Origin of the sequence: Radiobacillus kanasensis (genome assembly GCF_021049245.1) — a bacterium.
In the GTDB taxonomy this organism is placed as follows: Bacteria; Bacillota; Bacilli; order Bacillales; family Amphibacillaceae; genus Radiobacillus; species Radiobacillus kanasensis.
Genome location: NZ_CP088020.1, coordinates 3,376,595 through 3,393,965, shown reverse-complemented (window position 1 = coordinate 3,393,965; position 17,371 = coordinate 3,376,595). Strand labels below are relative to the sequence as shown.

Genomic DNA, 17,371 nt, shown 5'->3' with positions numbered 1-17,371 from the left:
TGCAGCCACGACCTACATTCATGCTTATTCCCTGAAATCCATACATGCTTAGTCAAATATTTTGAGCATAGGTCCATAGCAGCAATTTTAAAAAAATCAAAAAACAGATTGACAGATATCGGAAACCTGTGTAAATTAGGAACTACAATTAAATGACTGATTCACGATTTTCTTATCCAGAGAGGTGGAGGGACTGGCCCAACGAAGCCTCGGCAACAGACATTGCGTACTGTGCCAATTCCAGCAAGCGAAAGCTTGAAAGATAAGAAGAGTAAGCGTATTGTGTATTTCTGCCCTCTTCTTATTTGGAAGAGGGCTTTATTTGTTTGTACGACACAGTTTATGCAGATGGGATTCAATGCTGATTGGACATCCAAAGGCAAATAAGGAAAAATGGGCTTGTCTAAGAGCCCAAATATAAACAGGAGGATTGCAGCATGGCGAAAAAGGATGAAGCAAAACTTAATCATATTCTAGCCACACTCCGAGATCTGGAGTATGGTTCCGTTGTGATCACCGTCCATGATGGGGAAATCACACAGATTGACACAACCGAGAAAAAACGATTTTCCTTACAAAAAAACAAAGCATATGAAAAAAAGTAGCTGCCGATTAGACCACTAAAGGCATCTTGCATGAGGAGTTTGACTCCACGTGTAGGATGTCTTTTTTATTTTAGAAAAGGGGGAGTGCAGGTTGATCACATTTGATCAGGTAAATAAGGTTTTTAAAACAGATAAAAAGGAGGTGCATGCGGTAAAGGATGTTAGCCTTACCATCGAAAAAGGAGAAATATTTGGCGTAGTAGGTTTCAGTGGAGCTGGGAAAAGCACACTGATTAGGTTAGTCAATCTGTTGGAAAGACCGACATCGGGGACGGTGAAGGTACATAATTCCGATTTGGATACTATTTCCTCATCGGAACTTCGAAAACTACGGCGAAGAATAGGCATGATTTTTCAATCTTTTAATCTATTTAATTCCCGAACCGTATATGGCAACATTGCTTACCCTTTAAAACTAGCAAAGAAATCTAAAAAAGAAATCGAGGAGCGGGTACAGGAGCTGCTAAGATTTGTAGGACTTCAAGACAAGTCAGGCCACTATCCAGAGCAATTGTCAGGTGGTCAAAAACAAAGAGTAGGAATTGCCAGAGCCTTAGCTACATCTCCAGATATCTTAATTTGTGATGAAGCAACCTCTGCTCTTGATCCAGAAACGACCGGAGAGATTTTACAGCTCCTCCAAAAGGTTAATAAGGAATACGGCATTACTATTTTACTTATCACACACGAGATGCATGTCATTCGTTCCATTTGTGATCGTATGGCGGTCATGGAAAACGGCAGTGTTATTGAATACGGAAATGTGTACGATATTTTCACGAATCCACAATCATCCACTTCTCGTAATTTTGTGAGTTCTGTTCTCAATGACAAAATGTCTCTAAAGCTTTTGGACAGAGTTCAGCAAAGTCATAAAGGAAAACTTTTTCGTTTGATATTTACGGGAGTAGAAGCAAGTGAGCCTATACTGTCCAGAGTAACGAAGAAGCATCAACTAGAGTTTAGCATTATATATGGAAGTATTAATGAGCTTCAAGATCAATTGTTCGGCAGTTTAATTGTGGAGTTCATAGGACCAGATGAGCTGATCGAAGTCGTTATTGAAGAGTTAAAGAAAACCGTAGAGGTAAGGGAGGTCATCAATCATGAAAGTTGAATGGGCAACATTTTGGCCGAGAATCGTAGAAGCGACAGGAGAAACCATTACGATGGTGCTGTTAACTTTAATTATTTCAAGCATCATTGGTGTTTTAATGGGCCTATTGTTTTTCGTAACACGGAAAGGAAATATTTTAGAAAATCGATTTGTATTTTTTATTCTAAACTTTTTTGTGAATGTCGTTCGACCTATTCCGTTTATCATCTTACTTGTGGCGATTAGCCCTTTAACGAGAGCGGTGATGGGAACGACGATAGGTACTGCTGCTGCGGTCTTTCCGATGACCATTGCAGCATGCTTTGCGGTTGCTAGAGTGGTAGAGAATAATCTCGTATCCATTGACCCAGGAATTATTGAAGCAGCTCAAGCGATGGGAGCGAGCCCTTTTCAAATCATCTTCACCGTCTTGATACCGGAGGCATTAGGACCGCTCATTCTAGGGTTAACCTTTGTGACGGTTGGGCTAGTGGATTTCTCTGCAATGGCTGGTACCGTCGGCGGTGGTGGTCTAGGAGATTTAGCGATGACGTATGGCTATCAACGATTTGATACATCTGTCATGGTCGTTACCGTAGTAATCCTGATTGTTCTGGTTCAAATCGCTCAAACATTTGGAAACTTTTTATCTAGATTTTTCTTACGAAGATAAATTTTTTAGGAGGAAAAACAAATGAAAAAATTAAAACTTGCTTTGTTAACTGTTGCTATTCTATTTTTGGCTGCTTGTAATTCGAGTCAAGGGAAGGAGGCCGATGAAGTTGTGAAAATTGGAGTAACGAGTGCGGATACTCCTTATTGGACACTCATAAAAGAAAAAGCGGAAAAACAAGGAATCCAGCTTGAACTAGTTGAGTTCTCCGACTATATTCAGCCGAACAACGCCTTGGCTAATGAAGAAATTGATATGAATTCCTTCCAGCACTTAGCTTTTTTAGGACCCGCTATTGCTGAAAATGGCTATGATTTAGTTCCGATAGCTTCCACGGTAATCACTCCTACTGGAATCTATTCAGAAAAGTATAAGGATCTGTCGGAAGTACCGAGTGGAGGAAAGGTTGCAATCTCGGATGACCCTGCCAACTTGGGGAGAGGATTACTTCTATTACAAAAAGCAGGCCTAATTAAGTTAAAAGAAGGAGTAAGTATTTACCCAACTCCTGAGGACATTGTAGAAAATCCGAAAAATCTAGAAATTACAACGATGGTTTCTCAGCAAACAGCACGTGTTTTACCTGATGTCGATATCTCTCTAATAAACAACGGAATTGCCGGTCAAGCGGGATTGAATTTTAAGGATGCCCTTCTATACGATGATCCAGAAAGCGAAGAGGCTCGTCCTTATATCAACGTATTCGCGGTAAGAGCAGAAGATAAAGACAACGAGACGTATAAAAAAATAGCAGAACTGTATCAAGAACCTGACGTAAAAGAAGCGGTAAAAGAGGATTCAAATGGCGGAAATATTGTTGTTGATATTGCAGCAGAAAAGCTTCAAGAAACGTTAGATGAGCTCGTGGAACACGTAAAAAAATCTAATCAATAGGGGGAGCGACATGGCAAAGGAAATTATTCTTCAGGCTTTTGACATGACTAGCGCCATGCATAATTCACATGGTCTTTGGAAGCATCCTGAAAGCAAGAGACAAAGGCTATATAAAGATTTAAACTACTGGCTCGATTACGCCAAATTGTTAGAAAAGGGTAAATTTGACGCCGTCTTTTTTGCAGATGTAGCCGGTGTGTACGATGTTTATCAAAAAAGTATGGACCCCTCCATTCGTGATGGGGTTCAGGTACCCTTAAACGACCCGGCATTAGTCGTTTCGGCTATGGCTAGTGTAACGGAGCATTTATCTTTTGCGGTAACAGTGAGCACGACATATGAACATCCTTTCGGGCATGCAAGAAGGTTTTCCACTCTCGACCACTTAACAAATGGAAGAGTCGCTTGGAACATCGTGACATCTTATTTACCAAATGCTGCGAAGAATTATGGTTTGTATGAAATGATTAAGCATGATGAGCGCTATGATCTCGCCGATGAATTTTTAGAAGTAACCTATAAGCTATGGGAAGGTAGCTGGGAAGAGCAAGCGGTCTTGGAAAATAAAGAGGAAGGTACTCTAGTAGAGCCATCTAAGGTCCACCCAATCAATCATAAGGGAACGTATTTTTCGGTTCAAGGGCCGCATTTGTGTGAGCCTTCCCCTCAGCGTACACCGGTTTTGTATCAAGCCGGAACATCCGAAAAGGGGAGAGAATTTGCAGCTAAGCATGCAGAGTGTGTTTTTGTAGGAGGACCTACACCAGCAAAAATAAATGAGCTTGTCTCGGATATAAAAAAGAGAGCGAAAAACTATGGAAGAAATCCAGAACAGATAAAAGCTTTTACCTTTTTAAATGTAGTCGTTGCACCTACCACAGAGGAAGCGGAAGCGAAGTTTAAGGAAATTCAAAAGTATTGGAGTCCGGAAGCGGCAAAAGCACAATATGGCGGATCAAGTGGATACGATCTATCGGAATATCAAGACTTGGATGAAGTATTTGGATATAGACATACCGAGCATGGACAGTCTCGTGCAGCTTACTTAACAAAACATGTAGGGAATAAGTTAACAGTAGGGGATGTTTTTCAACGATTTGAGAGTTTAGATAGCCATAATATCTTAGTAGGAAACCCGCAGGAAGTGGCAGATGCGATTCAATTTCAGTTTGAGGAATCAGGTGTGGATGGATTTAATCTCGCCCATCTTGTAACGCCAGGCTCCCTGGAGGACTTCGTTGAATTGGTAGTCCCTGAGCTACAACGAAGAGGAATTTATAAAACAGAATATAGCCAAGGCACTTTTCGAGAGAAAATTTTTCGAGAAGGAGACGGCACATTGGCCGCTGAGCACCCAGGTAGGGCTTATCGAAAAGGTGCAAAGGAGACAGTGGATGAAGTATAAAACGATTAGTGACACAGGAATTCACGTATCAGAGCTTTGTTTTGGAACGATGTCTTTTGGCGGGATTGCTGATAAGGACACATCCAAAGTTATGTATAAGACTTGTCGCGAAGCGGGGATCAACTTTTTTGATACAGCTAATGTGTATAACCTAGGGAAGTCAGAAGAAATTCTAGGGGAATGCATACAAGGCGAAAGGGAAAAGCTTGTAATCTCTTCTAAGGTTGGTTTTCCATTATCCGAGGACCCTAATGATCGTGGAGCATCTAGGCGTCATATTTTGCAATCGATTGATAAAACATTGAAAAGGTTGAAGACAGATTGGATTGATTTTTACTTCATCCATAGATTTGATCCTTATACGGATATCAAGGAAACGCTTCGCGCATTAGATTATCTCGTTCAGCAAGGGAAAATCTTGTATCCAGCTGTTAGTAACTGGGCTGCTTGGCAAATTTCTAAAGCATTAGGGATATCAGAACAAGAGGGATTAGCTTCCTTCAAATTGATTCAACCTATGTACAATCTAGTAAAGCGACAGGCGGAAGTCGAGATTCTTCCATTAGCAGAATCGGAGAATCTCGGGGTCATTAGTTACAGTCCTTTGGGAGGCGGGTTGCTAACAGGAAAATACAGTTCGAAAAACAAACCCTCTACTGGAAGATTAGTTGATCAAGAGAATTATAAATGGAGATATGAACAGGAGTCCTATTATCATACAGCAGAACGCTTTAATAATTATGCCTTAGATAAGGGGTATCGCCCGGCTTCATTAGCAATCGCGTGGGTGAGAAGTCATCCAGGAATAACAGCACCTATTATCGGGGCAAGAAATGTAGAACAACTCCAGCATTCTTTGGACGGAGTTCATATTAATCTTTCAGTGGAAGAAAGAAAAAAATTGTCCGATCTTTCACCACATCCAGGTACGGCAACAGACCACCACCAAAAAGAAAATATGCTATAAACAACAACCCTCTAGCGCGCCACGCTAGAGGGTATTTCACTATTATGGGTGGTGGGTGGTGCCTGTCACTACCCGGTTTTTGGCGAAAAATGTCGTTAAGTATAAAGGGAAATTAGTTGGAAATCTCGTAAAGGGGGAATAGACGTGGGTTTATTTAAAGATGGTACAGAAGTAAACGATACAGAATATATTTAGAAGAAAAAATTTCCTTATGATAAGTGGTCCATAACTTGAAACTGGAGGTTTGGTCGCAACAGTAAGAGTACCGCTAAATGTAATTGATGAGAGAGTGGTGGTTGGAAAATTAGAGTCTCTGGACTACTTGACTGTTTTAAAAGCAGCAAAGGATGCTCTTTCATTAAGAGTAATCTTAATTGGAAAAGGTACTATTTAACTACCATAAAGGTTGGTGTTAACTAAGTTGATAGAATTCAAGATAGGATATTGAAGAAAATTAAATAGTGGAGGTAACCATTCGACAAAAACCGAGGCGTGACAGGCACCGCTATGGCACCACAATAGACACGCTATAAATATCTCAATTTTCATAAAAATTAAAATATCTTTGTTTATACACTAGACAAACGAACAAAATTACTGATATTATGAAAGCGCATACAATTAATATTATTATCGGAAGGGGTTTGTCAATGAGGAGATTTTTGAAAACAAGTGGTGTTTTGGGATTGCTTTTATTGATGATTTTTCTAGCTGCTTGTGGCCAGGATGTGGGTGGATCTGATGAGAAGGAAAGTAGTGGTGGAGAAGAGGATAAAGTGACCATTGGTCTGTCCGTATCAGATTTAACTCTAGAGAGATGGCAACATGACCGTGATATTTTTGTTGAGAAAGCGGAAGAGCTCGGTGCAGAAGTAATTGTTCAGTCTGCAAATGGAGAAGATGAAAAGCAACTATCACAAATCCAAAATATGCTTTCCCAAGGAATTGACGCGTTGGTTATTATTGCAAACAACTCTGATGCATTAAGTCCTGTCGTAACACAAGCTAAGGAAGAAGGAATTCCGGTAGTTGCTTATGACAGATTAATCAATAATGCGGATATCGATGCTTACGTTTCTTTTGATAATGTACGTGTTGGCGAAATGCAAGCTGAATACTTAACAGAGGTCGTACCAAAAGGGAAGTACTTCTTGCTTGGTGGAGCACCAACAGATAATAATGCACAAATGTTCAGAGATGGACAAATGAACATTTTACAACCTTTAATCGATAGTGGAGAAATTGAAGTAGTCGGAGATCAGTGGGCAGAGAAATGGTCAGCGGAAGCGGCGTTAAGTATTGTCGAAAATGCATTAACAGCTAATGAAAATGATATCGATGCTATTGTTGCATCTAATGATAGTACGGCTGGTGGAGCAATCCAGGCGCTTGCAGCACAGAACCTTGCTGGCAAGGTTGCCGTTTCTGGTCAAGATGCGGATGCAGCAGCGGTACAAAGAATTGCAGAGGGTACACAGTCTATGACGGTTTACAAGCCGATCAAAGATATCGCCACAAAAAATGCAGAAGTAGCAGTCCAACTTGCAAAAGGCGAAGAAGTGAGTGCGGATGATACTGTAAATAATGGCACGAAGGATGTCCCATTTATCAAACTAGATCCAATTAAAGTAGATAAAAACAACCTAGTCGATACGGTTATAGCGGATGGCTTCCATTCTTTCGAAGAAGTATATGAAAATGTTCCAGAAGATGAAAGACCTGAAAAACCTTAGTAATAAAAAAATAGGGCAGATAATAAGACTTTACTCCTTTAAATAATGCTCTTAATCTACTAATTAATGATGGAAGAGGGCACTGCCCTCTTTTCCGTTTTTGTACGTTAGGGGAGTCTTGAAATTTTTAAGGTTCCAAGTGCAACTAGGGGCTTAGCCTAAGTCTTTATAGGTTTGGCTTCGCCAAGCTTTCTTTGAGGAGGTTATCGTATAGTGACGTATGCTCTACAAATGGAGGAAATTACAAAAGAGTTTCCGGGTGTAAAGGCATTGGATCATGTATCCTTCTCCGTTCGAAAAGGAGAAATTCATGCTTTATGTGGAGAAAATGGCGCTGGGAAGTCGACATTAATGAAAGTATTAAGTGGAGTCTATCCAGTTGGGACCTATCAAGGAAACATTAAAATAAATGGGAAAGATGTTCGTTTTAAAAATACAAAGGAGTCTCAGGAATCAGGAATAGCTATCATATATCAAGAGCTTGCTTTAGTCCCAGAGATGACCGTTGCTGAAAATATTTTTCTAAGCAGTAATGCGATGAGAAAGAAAATCATCAACTGGACGGAGTTATACGCACAAGCCCAGTACTGGCTGGATCAAATCGGGTTACAAATTGACCCACAGACTAAACTGGGAGAGCTTACTGTCGGCAAACAACAGCTAATCGAAATAGTAAAGGCATTGACTAAAAATGCAGAAATATTAATTCTCGATGAACCTACTGCTGCTTTAACAGAAAGCGATGTAAAGATACTGGAAAACATATTGAAGGATTTGCGGCAGAAAGGCGTAACTTGTATTTATATTTCACACAAACTTGGGGAAGTGATGCGTTTAGCTGATACAGTCACTGTTTTACGAGACGGACAAACCATTAGTACGGATCCAATAGAAGAGCTTTCCGAAGATAAAATTGTAACAAAAATGGTCGGGAGAGAATTGACCGAACTTTTCCCATATGAAAAACGGGAGATCAAAGAAAAGAACATATTAGAGGTGAAAAATTACTCTTTTACACAAAATGGTTCCGGGAAAGAAATCGTTAAAGACATTTCGTTCGATTTAAAAAGAGGAGAAATATTAGGTGTATCTGGATTAATGGGCGCTGGAAGAACGGAATTATTTACGAGTCTTTTTGGAGGATACGCTGGGAAAAAATCCGGTGAGGTTATTATAGATGGTACTCTTACAGATATTAAAAAGCCCTCTGATGCGATTAGAGCTGGATTGGCATACGTATCCGAAGATCGGAAACGGTACGGATTAATTCTTGGAATGGAAATTACTAAAAATTCAACGTTAGCAGCCCTCCAAAAAGTGATGCCTAATCGCGTTATAGATTCTGCTTTAGAGTTAAAAAGTGCTCAAGATCTTACAAGTAAAATGAATTTAAAGGCTCATAGCTTGGAAGCGAAAGTGAACCAGTTGAGTGGAGGGAATCAGCAAAAGGTTGTTTTGAGTAAGTGGCTATTCACAAATCCGAAGGTGCTCATTCTCGATGAGCCTACACGTGGAATTGATGTTGGGGCAAAGTATGAAATCTATAAAATTATGAATCAACTTGCGAGTCAAGGTGTGGGAATCGTTATGATTTCATCAGAGCTACCTGAAGTTTTAGGGATGTCGGATCGGATAATAGTGATGGCAGACGGAACAATTAGCGGAGAATTAACTAGAGAAGAAGCCACTCAAGAAAAAATAATGAAATTGGCAACGGTAGGGAGGGATAACCATGAGTCAATTGTCCACTGAGAATAACAAACCTAAACAATTTCAGCTAAATATGAAGTTCAATGTTCAATCCTATACTTTAATCATTGCGTTAATTTTAATTTCGGTAATCTTTACTATTTTCACTGGTGGTGAATTTTTATCATCTCGTAATCTATCGAATTTGTTTACACAGATGTCCGTCATATCTGTACTTGCGATAGGAATGACTCTGGTCATTGTCGCTGGGCATATTGATCTTTCAGTTGGATCATTGGCCGGTTTGGCTGGTGGAATTTCAGCTATCTTACATGTGTGGTTTGGTTTAAGTACATTTTCGGTTGTTATAATCGCAATTGTAGTTGGTGCATTACTTGGATTATGGCAAGGGTGGTGGGTTGCTTATCGAGCAGTGCCTGCGTTTATCGTCACGTTAGGCGGAATGCTCATTTTTAGAGGGATATTAATTGGTATAAGTAAGGGCCAAACAATCGCACCATTAGAACCTAGCTTTAGAGGGATCGCCAATAGTTATATCCCATATAGCATCGGCTATATTTTAGCCGTTGTGGGAGTAGTGTTACTCTTTTTTAGTATTTGGAGGAGTAGAAAGAAAAGAACGAGCATGGGATTAGCTACACAATCTCCAACAATGGACTACGGAAAAGTTACCGCGTATGCAATTGCAATATTAGTTATTACCTATATGCTGAACCGCTATTATGGTTTGCCACTTCCTATGTTAATCGTTATTGTATTAGGTGGCTTATTTGTGTTTATTTCCATTAAAACGTCGTTCGGAAGATTTGTATATGCGATTGGTGGAAATGCAGAGGCAGCGGCGTTGTCAGGAATCAATATCAAAAGGAATACATTATCTGTATTTGTCATAATGGGAGCTCTCGCTGGGGTAGCGGGAGTATTACTAACAAGTAGATTGAATGCAGCGACAGTAAACGCCGGAGATATGTATGAACTAGACGCAATTGCAGCATGTGTGATTGGTGGTACTAGTTTAATGGGCGGTAAAGGGAACGTTGTTGGAGCCATTATCGGAGCACTTATTATGGCTAGTATAGATAATGGAATGAGTATGATGAACATCCAAACATTCTGGCAATATATCGTAAAAGGCTTAATATTAATCTTAGCCGTTTGGATAGATATTTCAGGGAAGAAACAGACTGCATAATCTATTCCGATATATTTTATAATAAATATTGAAATATTTCCTATCTACCACAGCATTTTATGCTGTGGTTTTTTGATTGTCTAGGAAATTATAAAAGTCGTTAGTTGTGGATAACTTTATGCTAAAATTTTATTATATGGAGAAGGGCAAGGTGCCTGTCACAACCCGGTTTTTGTCGAATGCTGCGCCTGGGGCTACGTGTGGGTTCTCTTTATAACAGTTAATTAACACATTCGTCAACGACAAAATTCGAGCTGTGTGTGTCGGTTCGTGCTTTCTGTTCGACATATTTCGGGTGGTGACAGGCACCGGAACAGGCACCGGAATATTTCAGACAACTTGTGAATAGATTGTAAATAAGAATTTACAGAAGGAGGGGCATGATCCGTGAAACTATATGTATCTGTAGACATGGAAGGTATTTCAGGTATTCCCGATCATACATACGTTGATTCTGGAAAACTCAACTACCCTATTGGAAGAAAGCGAATGACGGAGGAAACGAACGCGGTCATCGAAGCGGCTTACCGATTTGGTTGTGAGGATATCCTGATCAACGACAGCCATTCCAAAATGAACAACCTACTCATCGATGACCTCCATCCAGAAGCATCTCTCATCACCGGTGACGTGAAACCGTTCTCGATGGTTCAAGGTCTTGACAGTAGCTTTGCTGGAGCAATGTTTGTCGGCTACCACGCGCGAGCTGCTCAATTCGGGGTTATGTCCCACTCCATGACGTTCGGTGTCCGCAATTTCTTCATCAATGATGCAGTTGTCGGGGAGCTAGGCCTAAACGCATTCGTTGCTGGCTATTATGGAGTTCCAGTCCTTATGGTCGCCGGCGATGACCAAGCTTGCTACGAAGCAGAAGAACTAATCCCACATGTCATCACAGCTCCTGTAAAAAAATCATTATCGAGGTCTGCTGTACAAAGCTTAACCCCTGCAAAAGCGAACCACCTCATCCAAGAACAAGTCACCGCCGCTCTAACAAATCGAGACAATATCAAACCACTGACTCCACCGAAGAAACCAACATTACGGATCGAATTTACGAATTATGGGGAAGCGGAATGGGCGAATTTAATGCCAGGCACATCGATAGAGCTTGGAACGACGATCGTCTCCTTTCCTGCCAAAGATATTCTAGAAGCCTATCAAGCTATGCTTGTCATGACGGAGCTCGCCATGCAGACCACCTTCAAGTAGGAGGGATTCCATGTTCAGATACATTCTGAAACGATTCGTTACGATGGTCGTCACGTTATGGATTATCGTCACGTTAACCTTTTTCCTTATGCATGCGGTCCCAGGATCGCCGTTTAACCAAGAACGAGGAACCAATGAAACGGTACAAGCCAACCTAAAAGCCCACTACCATCTAGATGAACCTCTCTTAACGCAATACGGAATCTACTTAAAATCTATCGTTACCTTTGATTTTGGCCCATCTATTAAACAACCTACCGCAACCGTTAACGACTTACTAGGAAGAGGCTTTCCGATATCCCTAGAGCTTGGGCTCTGGACGATTTTAGTCGCCGTAATCTCTGGCATTCTATTAGGAGTTCTCGCAGCGCTCAAGCATAACGGATTTATCGATTATTTTGCCATGACCGTCGCAGTTCTAGGAATCTCCATACCAAACTTTATTCTCGCTACACAACTCATCGAAACCTTTGCAGTCAGGTCAAATATTTTGCCCGTGGCGACTTGGTCCAGTCCGAAGCATATGATCCTACCAATTGTCGCACTCGCAACAGGACCGATGGCAATTATTGCCCGATTAACTCGCTCTAGTATGCTAGAAGTTTTAACCCAAGACTATATCAAAATGGCCCGAGCCAAAGGCCTTTCTCCAGCTAAGATTATCTTCAAGCACGCCTTAAAAAATGCCCTGATGCCCGTTGTAACTATCCTTGGAACTTTGCTCGCCGGAATTCTCACAGGAACCTTCGTTTTGGAAAAAATATTCGCCATCCCGGGCATGGGAAAATATTTCGTTGAAAGCATAAACACAAGAGACTATCCCGTCATCATGGGTACGACTGTTTTTTATAGTGCTTTTCTCATTGTCATGCTTTTCCTAGTCGATCTTGCGTACGGATTGCTAGATCCTCGGATAAAAATTCATAAAAAGGAGGGGGAATAAATGCATGCTTCCAATGAAAAAAAACAAATCCCAAATCAATGGTTCCGAACCATCGATCCCAACCGATTAGAAGCAGAAAAAGTAGCCCGCCCCTCCTTGTCCTATTGGAAGGATGCCTGGCAGAGACTTCGTAAAAATAAACTCGCCATGTCAGGGATGGTATTTCTTTTCATACTAGCGCTGTTAGCCATTCTCGGTCCTATTATTTCACCACATTCGGTCACATCGATTTCCCTTCCGAATCAAAATCAGCCCCCGTCTGGGACGCATTGGTTCGGGACAGATGAATTAGGAAGAGATGTGTTTACAAGAACGTGGTATGGCGCCCGAATATCCTTATTCGTCGGATTGATGGCTGCACTCATCGACTTTTTTGTCGGAGTGATCTATGGAGGAATTTCCGGCTACAAAGGTGGTAAAACCGATAATGTCATGATGCGTATTGTGGAAGTGCTGTATGGCCTGCCATATTTGCTAGTCGTCATTTTGCTCCTCGTCGTGATGGGTCCAAGCTTAACAACCATCATTGTCGCCTTATCCGTCACAGGTTGGGTTGGCATGGCACGGATTGTTCGTGGGCAAGTCCTTCAATTGAAAAACTACGAATTTGTGCTCGCTTCTCAGTCTTTTGGTGCGAAAACGAATCGAATCATACGGAAAAATTTACTCCCGAATACAATGGGTCCAATCATTGTTCAGATGACCTTGACCGTACCATCCGCTATTTTTGCGGAAGCCTTCTTAAGCTTCCTTGGATTAGGAATTCAAGCCCCATATGCCAGCTGGGGCGTGATGGCAAACGATGCACTACCGACGATTTTATCGGGGCACTGGTGGAGACTCTTTTTCCCAGCCTTCTTTATATCTGCCACAATGTTTGCCTTTAACGTGCTAGGGGACGGTCTCCAGGATGCATTGGATCCGAAGCTAAGGGAGTGAAACGATGGAAAACCTTTTAGAAGTAAAAGACCTACACGTATCCTTTTCGACATATGGGGGAGAAGTGAAAGCAGTTCGCGGTGTCTCGTTTGAACTAAAAAAAGGAGAGACCTTAGCTATAGTCGGCGAGTCTGGCTGTGGCAAAAGCGTCACCTCCAATAGCATTATGCGCTTAATCCCGAGTCCACCCGGAAAAATTAGCAACGGTTCGATTCTATTTAAAGGCCGAGACCTTTTAAAGATGAAAGAAAAAGAAATGCGCAAAATCCGTGGAGTAGATATCTCGATGATTTTTCAAGACCCGATGACTGCGCTTAACCCGACGCTAACTGTTGGAAACCAGTTAAAGGAAGGCTTAAGACAACACAAACAGGTCTCCAATTCGGAAGCACATCACCAAGCTTTACAAATGCTCGATCTTGTTGGAATCCCCAATCCTGAAGAACGACTGAAACAGTATCCACACCAATTTAGTGGAGGCATGCGCCAGCGGATGGTAATTGCGATGGCGTTAATATGCGAGCCCGAGCTACTCATAGCAGATGAGCCAACGACAGCACTTGATGTCACCATTCAAGCGCAAATTTTAGAATTGTTTCACGAAATCCAAAAGAAAACCGGTGTGGCGATTATATTGATTACACATGATTTAGGAGTGGTTGCCAAAATCGCCGACCGAATTGCGGTTATGTATGCCGGCAAAATCATTGAACGTGGTACGAAGCGGGAGATCTTTTATGAGGCACAGCATCCATATACAAAAGGGCTGCTTCAATCCGTACCAAGATTGGATCTAATAGAGGAAAGCTTAACACCAATTGATGGGACACCTCCAGATTTATTTTCCCCACCAGTAGGTTGCCCGTTTACTGCAAGATGTCCCTATGCCATGGAAGTATGCGAAAAAGTGTATCCGAAAACAACACGTCTCGGTTCATCTCATCAAGTGGATTGCTGGCTTCAAGATGAGCGAGGAAAGTTAGTCGCACAGTCCATCCAACAAAAGTTATAACTTCGTCTACTGGCGAATTTATGGATAGAAAAAATATAAGGGGGAGTACCATGAAAAAATGGTTGGTCATGTTTGTTGGCGTTTTGTTTGTGTCCGTCTTAGCAGCTTGTACCGCAAATGAAAATGCAGGGGAAGAGCCAGAGCAAAAGCCGGAAGGGGAGAAAGGAGAAGCGGCAAGTGAAGAAAAAGTCCTCTACTTAAACAATGGAGTAGAACCGACTTCTTTTGATCCGCCAATCGGCTTTGATTCTAACTCTTGGCAAGCATTGAATAACTTAATGGAAGGCTTGACCCGCCTCGGTAAAGATCATCAGCCACAGCCGGCAGTCGCCGAAAGCTGGGACATTTCCGATGATGGAAAAGTGTACACCTTCCACCTAAGAGAGGATGCGAAATGGTCGAACGGAGATCCTGTAACGGCAGAAGACTTTGTCTTTGCGTGGAAGCAGATGTTAAATCCAGAAACAGGTTCCCCAGCAGCTTTTCTTGGCTACTTTATTGAAGGGGGAGAAGCTTTCAATGCTGGAGAAGGCTCTGCAGATGATGTAGGGGTAGAAGCAGTTGATGAAAAAACGTTTAAAGTAACGCTAAGCTCTCCGACTGGGTTTTTCTTAAACATTATTTCAAATCCGGCCTTCTTCCCAATTAACAAGGCGGTCGCGGAAGAAAATCCAGAATGGTTCGCAGAAGCAGATACCTTTGTCGGAAATGGTCCGTTCAAGCTGGAATCCTGGACACATGATACAGAAATGGTCATGGTAAAAAACGATCAATACTGGGATGCGGAAACGGTAAAATTAGATAAAGTACACTGGGCGATGGTGAACGACTCCAATACAGAATATCAAATGTATGAAAGTGGTGAGCTGGACACGTCTGCCGTACCAGCAGAGCTGGCGGAGGAACTCCTTAAAGGAGACGATGTCATCATCGAGGATCAATCCGGTACGTATTTTTATCGATTTAATGTTAATAAAGAGCCATTCCAAAACGTAAATATTAGAAAGGCCTTCGCAATGGCCATCGACCAAAAACAAATCGTAGAGTACGTGACGAAAAACGGAGAAAAACCAGCATATGGATTTGTGGCACCAGGCTTCACCGATCCATCTGGTCAAGATTTCCGTGAAGCAAACGGCAAGCTCGTTGAATTTAATCCAGAAAAAGCAAAGGAATTACTTGCAAAAGGGATGGAAGAAGAAGGATATGATGAGCTCCCTGCTGTAACGTTGACCTATAATACAAGTGACAGCCACAAGGCGATTGCTGAAACCATGCAGCAAATGTTTAAGCAAAACTTAGGAGTGGACGTGGAGCTTGCAAATGCAGAATGGAACGTCTTCCTCCAAGATCAAAAAGACCTGAAGCACCAATTGTCACGTAGCTCGTTCCTACACGATTATGCCGATCCAATCAACGCGTTAGAAAGCTTCGTAACCGGATCGACGATGAATCGTACAGGTTGGTCTAATGCCGAGTTCGATGAGTTGATTGAAAAAGCGAAATCGGAGACAGATGAAGCGAAACGCTGGGAATACATGTATGAAGCTGAGAAAGTGTTGTTTGAGGAAATGCCGATCTTCCCAATCCATTATTACAACCAGGTCGTCCTACAAAAAGATAATGTGAGTGGAATTGTTCGACACCCAGTTGGATACATGGAGTTGAAGTGGGCAGATAAACAATAGAAGAAAGAAACTCGAGGCGATCTAAAGGGGGAGGTCGCCTTGGGTGTTTATGTAAGGATGTTGAGCTAGGTGGTGGGCCGGTTTGGGCTCGGTTTATTAACGCTCATGAGCACGGTATTAACGTTTTATCCGGAAATATGAACACTCGCGAAGCCACCGGCTATAAATACTTTTAAAAATCCAACGAATATTTTCAATCTAAGAGGATTTACTTTTATTCTCTAGCATAATAATTTCATTTCAAGCAAAAATACATTCATATTACCGTAAAATACTTTCAAATCGACGCTCACCTACGCCCAACGCCCAGACTCAACTCACCCAAATCAGCCAAACCACCCCCAAACACCCAGAACTAACATCAAAGGAGGAATCAACATGCGACCAAACCACCTCAGACCAGGGGACACAGTAGGCATCATCGCCCCGGCAAGTCCGCCTGACCATGAAAAACTCGAACAAGGAATCCCGTTCCTACAATCGCTCGGGCTCCACGTAAAGCTGGGACGTCATGTAGCGGATCAGTATGGCTATTTAGCTGGAACGGATGAAGCGAGATTATATGACCTACACGAAATGTTCGCAGATCCAACGGTTAAAGGAATCATATGCGCTTGCGGAGGCTACGGAACAGCAAGGATCGCAGCGCAAATTGATTACAACCTCATTGCCCGAAATCCGAAAGTATTCTGGGGTTACAGTGACATCACGTTTTTACATACAGCCATTCGTCAGTTAACCGGCCTGACGACCTTTCACGGACCGATGGTTAGCTCCGATATGGCAGACGAGGACTTTGCTCCATTATCCCAACATATGTTCCAACAGCTTTTCCAACCGTCGGAACTCGTTTATTCAGAGGAAATCTCTCCTCTTCAAGTCATTAGTCCTGGCGAAGCCGCCGGGGAAATAGTAGGCGGAAACTTAACCCTCATCATCAGCACAATTGGCACAAAGGTAGAACTCAACACTCGTGGAAAACTTTTATTTATAGAAGATGTCGATGAAGAGCCATATCGAATCGATTCGATGTTCAACCAGCTTAGAATGACTGGGAAGCTAGACGAGGCTGCTGGTGTTATCATCGGGGACTTTAAAAATGCTGCGCCTTCCAAACGAAAATCATCGCTCACATTAGACCAAGTACTAGACCATTATTTTGCATCCTTAAATAAACCTGTCATGAAAGGATTTCATATCGGGCACTGCTCGCCACACTTTGCCATTCCCCTAGGTACGAGCGCTCACTTATCCACGACGCATAAGTCGCTTCGCATTACACCAGGGGTGAAATAAAACAAA

At 42.0% G+C, this 17,371-nt stretch carries 15 protein-coding genes and 1 riboswitch; all 15 genes read left to right on the top strand.

Annotated elements, in window-relative coordinates:
* The first annotated feature begins 169 nt into the window (after nt 1-169).
* Nucleotides 170-269, top strand: a riboswitch (SAM riboswitch).
* 168 nt (nt 270-437) lie between these two features.
* The 15 genes from KO561_RS17335 to KO561_RS17265 all read left to right on the top strand — a co-directional run bounded on the left by KO561_RS17335 (nt 438) and on the right by KO561_RS17265 (nt 17,365).
* Nucleotides 438-605 carry a YezD family protein gene (locus tag KO561_RS17335; protein WP_231094577.1) on the top strand — a complete coding sequence of 56 codons (168 nt, stop codon included), beginning with the start codon at nt 438-440 and terminating at the stop codon, nt 603-605.
* Nucleotides 606-696: 91 nt separating this feature from the next.
* Complete coding sequence (locus tag KO561_RS17330) at nt 697-1,722, top strand: methionine ABC transporter ATP-binding protein (protein WP_231094576.1); 1,026 nt, start codon at nt 697-699, stop codon at nt 1,720-1,722.
* On the top strand, nt 1,712-2,374 hold the full coding sequence (locus KO561_RS17325; RefSeq protein ID WP_231094575.1) for a methionine ABC transporter permease: 663 nt from the start codon (nt 1,712-1,714) through the stop codon (nt 2,372-2,374). The genes KO561_RS17330 and KO561_RS17325 overlap by 11 nt, the downstream gene beginning before the upstream one ends.
* Nucleotides 2,375-2,395: 21 nt before the next feature.
* Nucleotides 2,396-3,268 carry a MetQ/NlpA family ABC transporter substrate-binding protein gene (locus KO561_RS17320; protein ID WP_231094574.1) on the top strand — a complete coding sequence of 291 codons (873 nt, stop codon included), beginning with the start codon at nt 2,396-2,398 and terminating at the stop codon, nt 3,266-3,268.
* A 10-nt stretch (nt 3,269-3,278) separates the two neighbouring features.
* Nucleotides 3,279-4,673: an LLM class flavin-dependent oxidoreductase gene (locus tag KO561_RS17315; protein WP_231094573.1), complete on the top strand. Its 1,395-nt coding sequence runs from the start codon at nt 3,279-3,281 to the stop codon at nt 4,671-4,673.
* The gene (locus tag KO561_RS17310) at nt 4,663-5,640 is read left to right on the top strand and encodes an aldo/keto reductase (protein ID WP_231094572.1); all 978 of its coding nucleotides are present in this window, start codon (nt 4,663-4,665) and stop codon (nt 5,638-5,640) included. Before KO561_RS17315 ends, KO561_RS17310 begins: the two co-directional genes overlap by 11 nt.
* 650 nt (nt 5,641-6,290) lie before the next feature.
* Nucleotides 6,291-7,373, top strand: a complete 1,083-nt coding sequence (gene xylF, locus KO561_RS17305; RefSeq protein ID WP_231094571.1) for a D-xylose ABC transporter substrate-binding protein — start codon at nt 6,291-6,293, stop codon at nt 7,371-7,373.
* 210 nt (nt 7,374-7,583) lie between these two features.
* Nucleotides 7,584-9,125, top strand: a complete 1,542-nt coding sequence (locus tag KO561_RS17300) for a xylose ABC transporter ATP-binding protein (RefSeq protein WP_331000867.1) — start codon at nt 7,584-7,586, stop codon at nt 9,123-9,125.
* Nucleotides 9,106-10,275, top strand: a complete 1,170-nt coding sequence (locus KO561_RS17295; protein WP_231094570.1) for a sugar ABC transporter permease — start codon at nt 9,106-9,108, stop codon at nt 10,273-10,275. Before KO561_RS17300 ends, KO561_RS17295 begins: the two co-directional genes overlap by 20 nt.
* Nucleotides 10,276-10,662: 387 nt before the next feature.
* Entirely contained in the window at nt 10,663-11,487 is an 825-nt protein-coding gene (locus KO561_RS17290) for a M55 family metallopeptidase (RefSeq protein WP_231094569.1), read from the top strand.
* Nucleotides 11,488-11,497: 10 nt separating this feature from the next.
* Nucleotides 11,498-12,430 (top strand): ABC transporter permease, encoded by a 933-nt coding sequence (locus KO561_RS17285; RefSeq protein ID WP_231094568.1) that lies wholly within the window; start codon nt 11,498-11,500, stop codon nt 12,428-12,430.
* Nucleotides 12,431-13,369: an ABC transporter permease gene (locus KO561_RS17280; RefSeq protein ID WP_231094567.1), complete on the top strand. Its 939-nt coding sequence runs from the start codon at nt 12,431-12,433 to the stop codon at nt 13,367-13,369.
* A 4-nt stretch (nt 13,370-13,373) separates the two neighbouring features.
* Nucleotides 13,374-14,381 carry an ABC transporter ATP-binding protein gene (locus KO561_RS17275; protein WP_231094566.1) on the top strand — a complete coding sequence of 336 codons (1,008 nt, stop codon included), beginning with the start codon at nt 13,374-13,376 and terminating at the stop codon, nt 14,379-14,381.
* A 50-nt stretch (nt 14,382-14,431) separates the two neighbouring features.
* On the top strand, nt 14,432-16,069 hold the full coding sequence (locus KO561_RS17270; protein ID WP_231094565.1) for a peptide ABC transporter substrate-binding protein: 1,638 nt from the start codon (nt 14,432-14,434) through the stop codon (nt 16,067-16,069).
* 360 nt (nt 16,070-16,429) lie between these two features.
* Nucleotides 16,430-17,365 carry a S66 peptidase family protein gene (locus tag KO561_RS17265; RefSeq protein WP_231097223.1) on the top strand — a complete coding sequence of 312 codons (936 nt, stop codon included), beginning with the start codon at nt 16,430-16,432 and terminating at the stop codon, nt 17,363-17,365.
* Nucleotides 17,366-17,371: the final 6 nt, after the last annotated feature.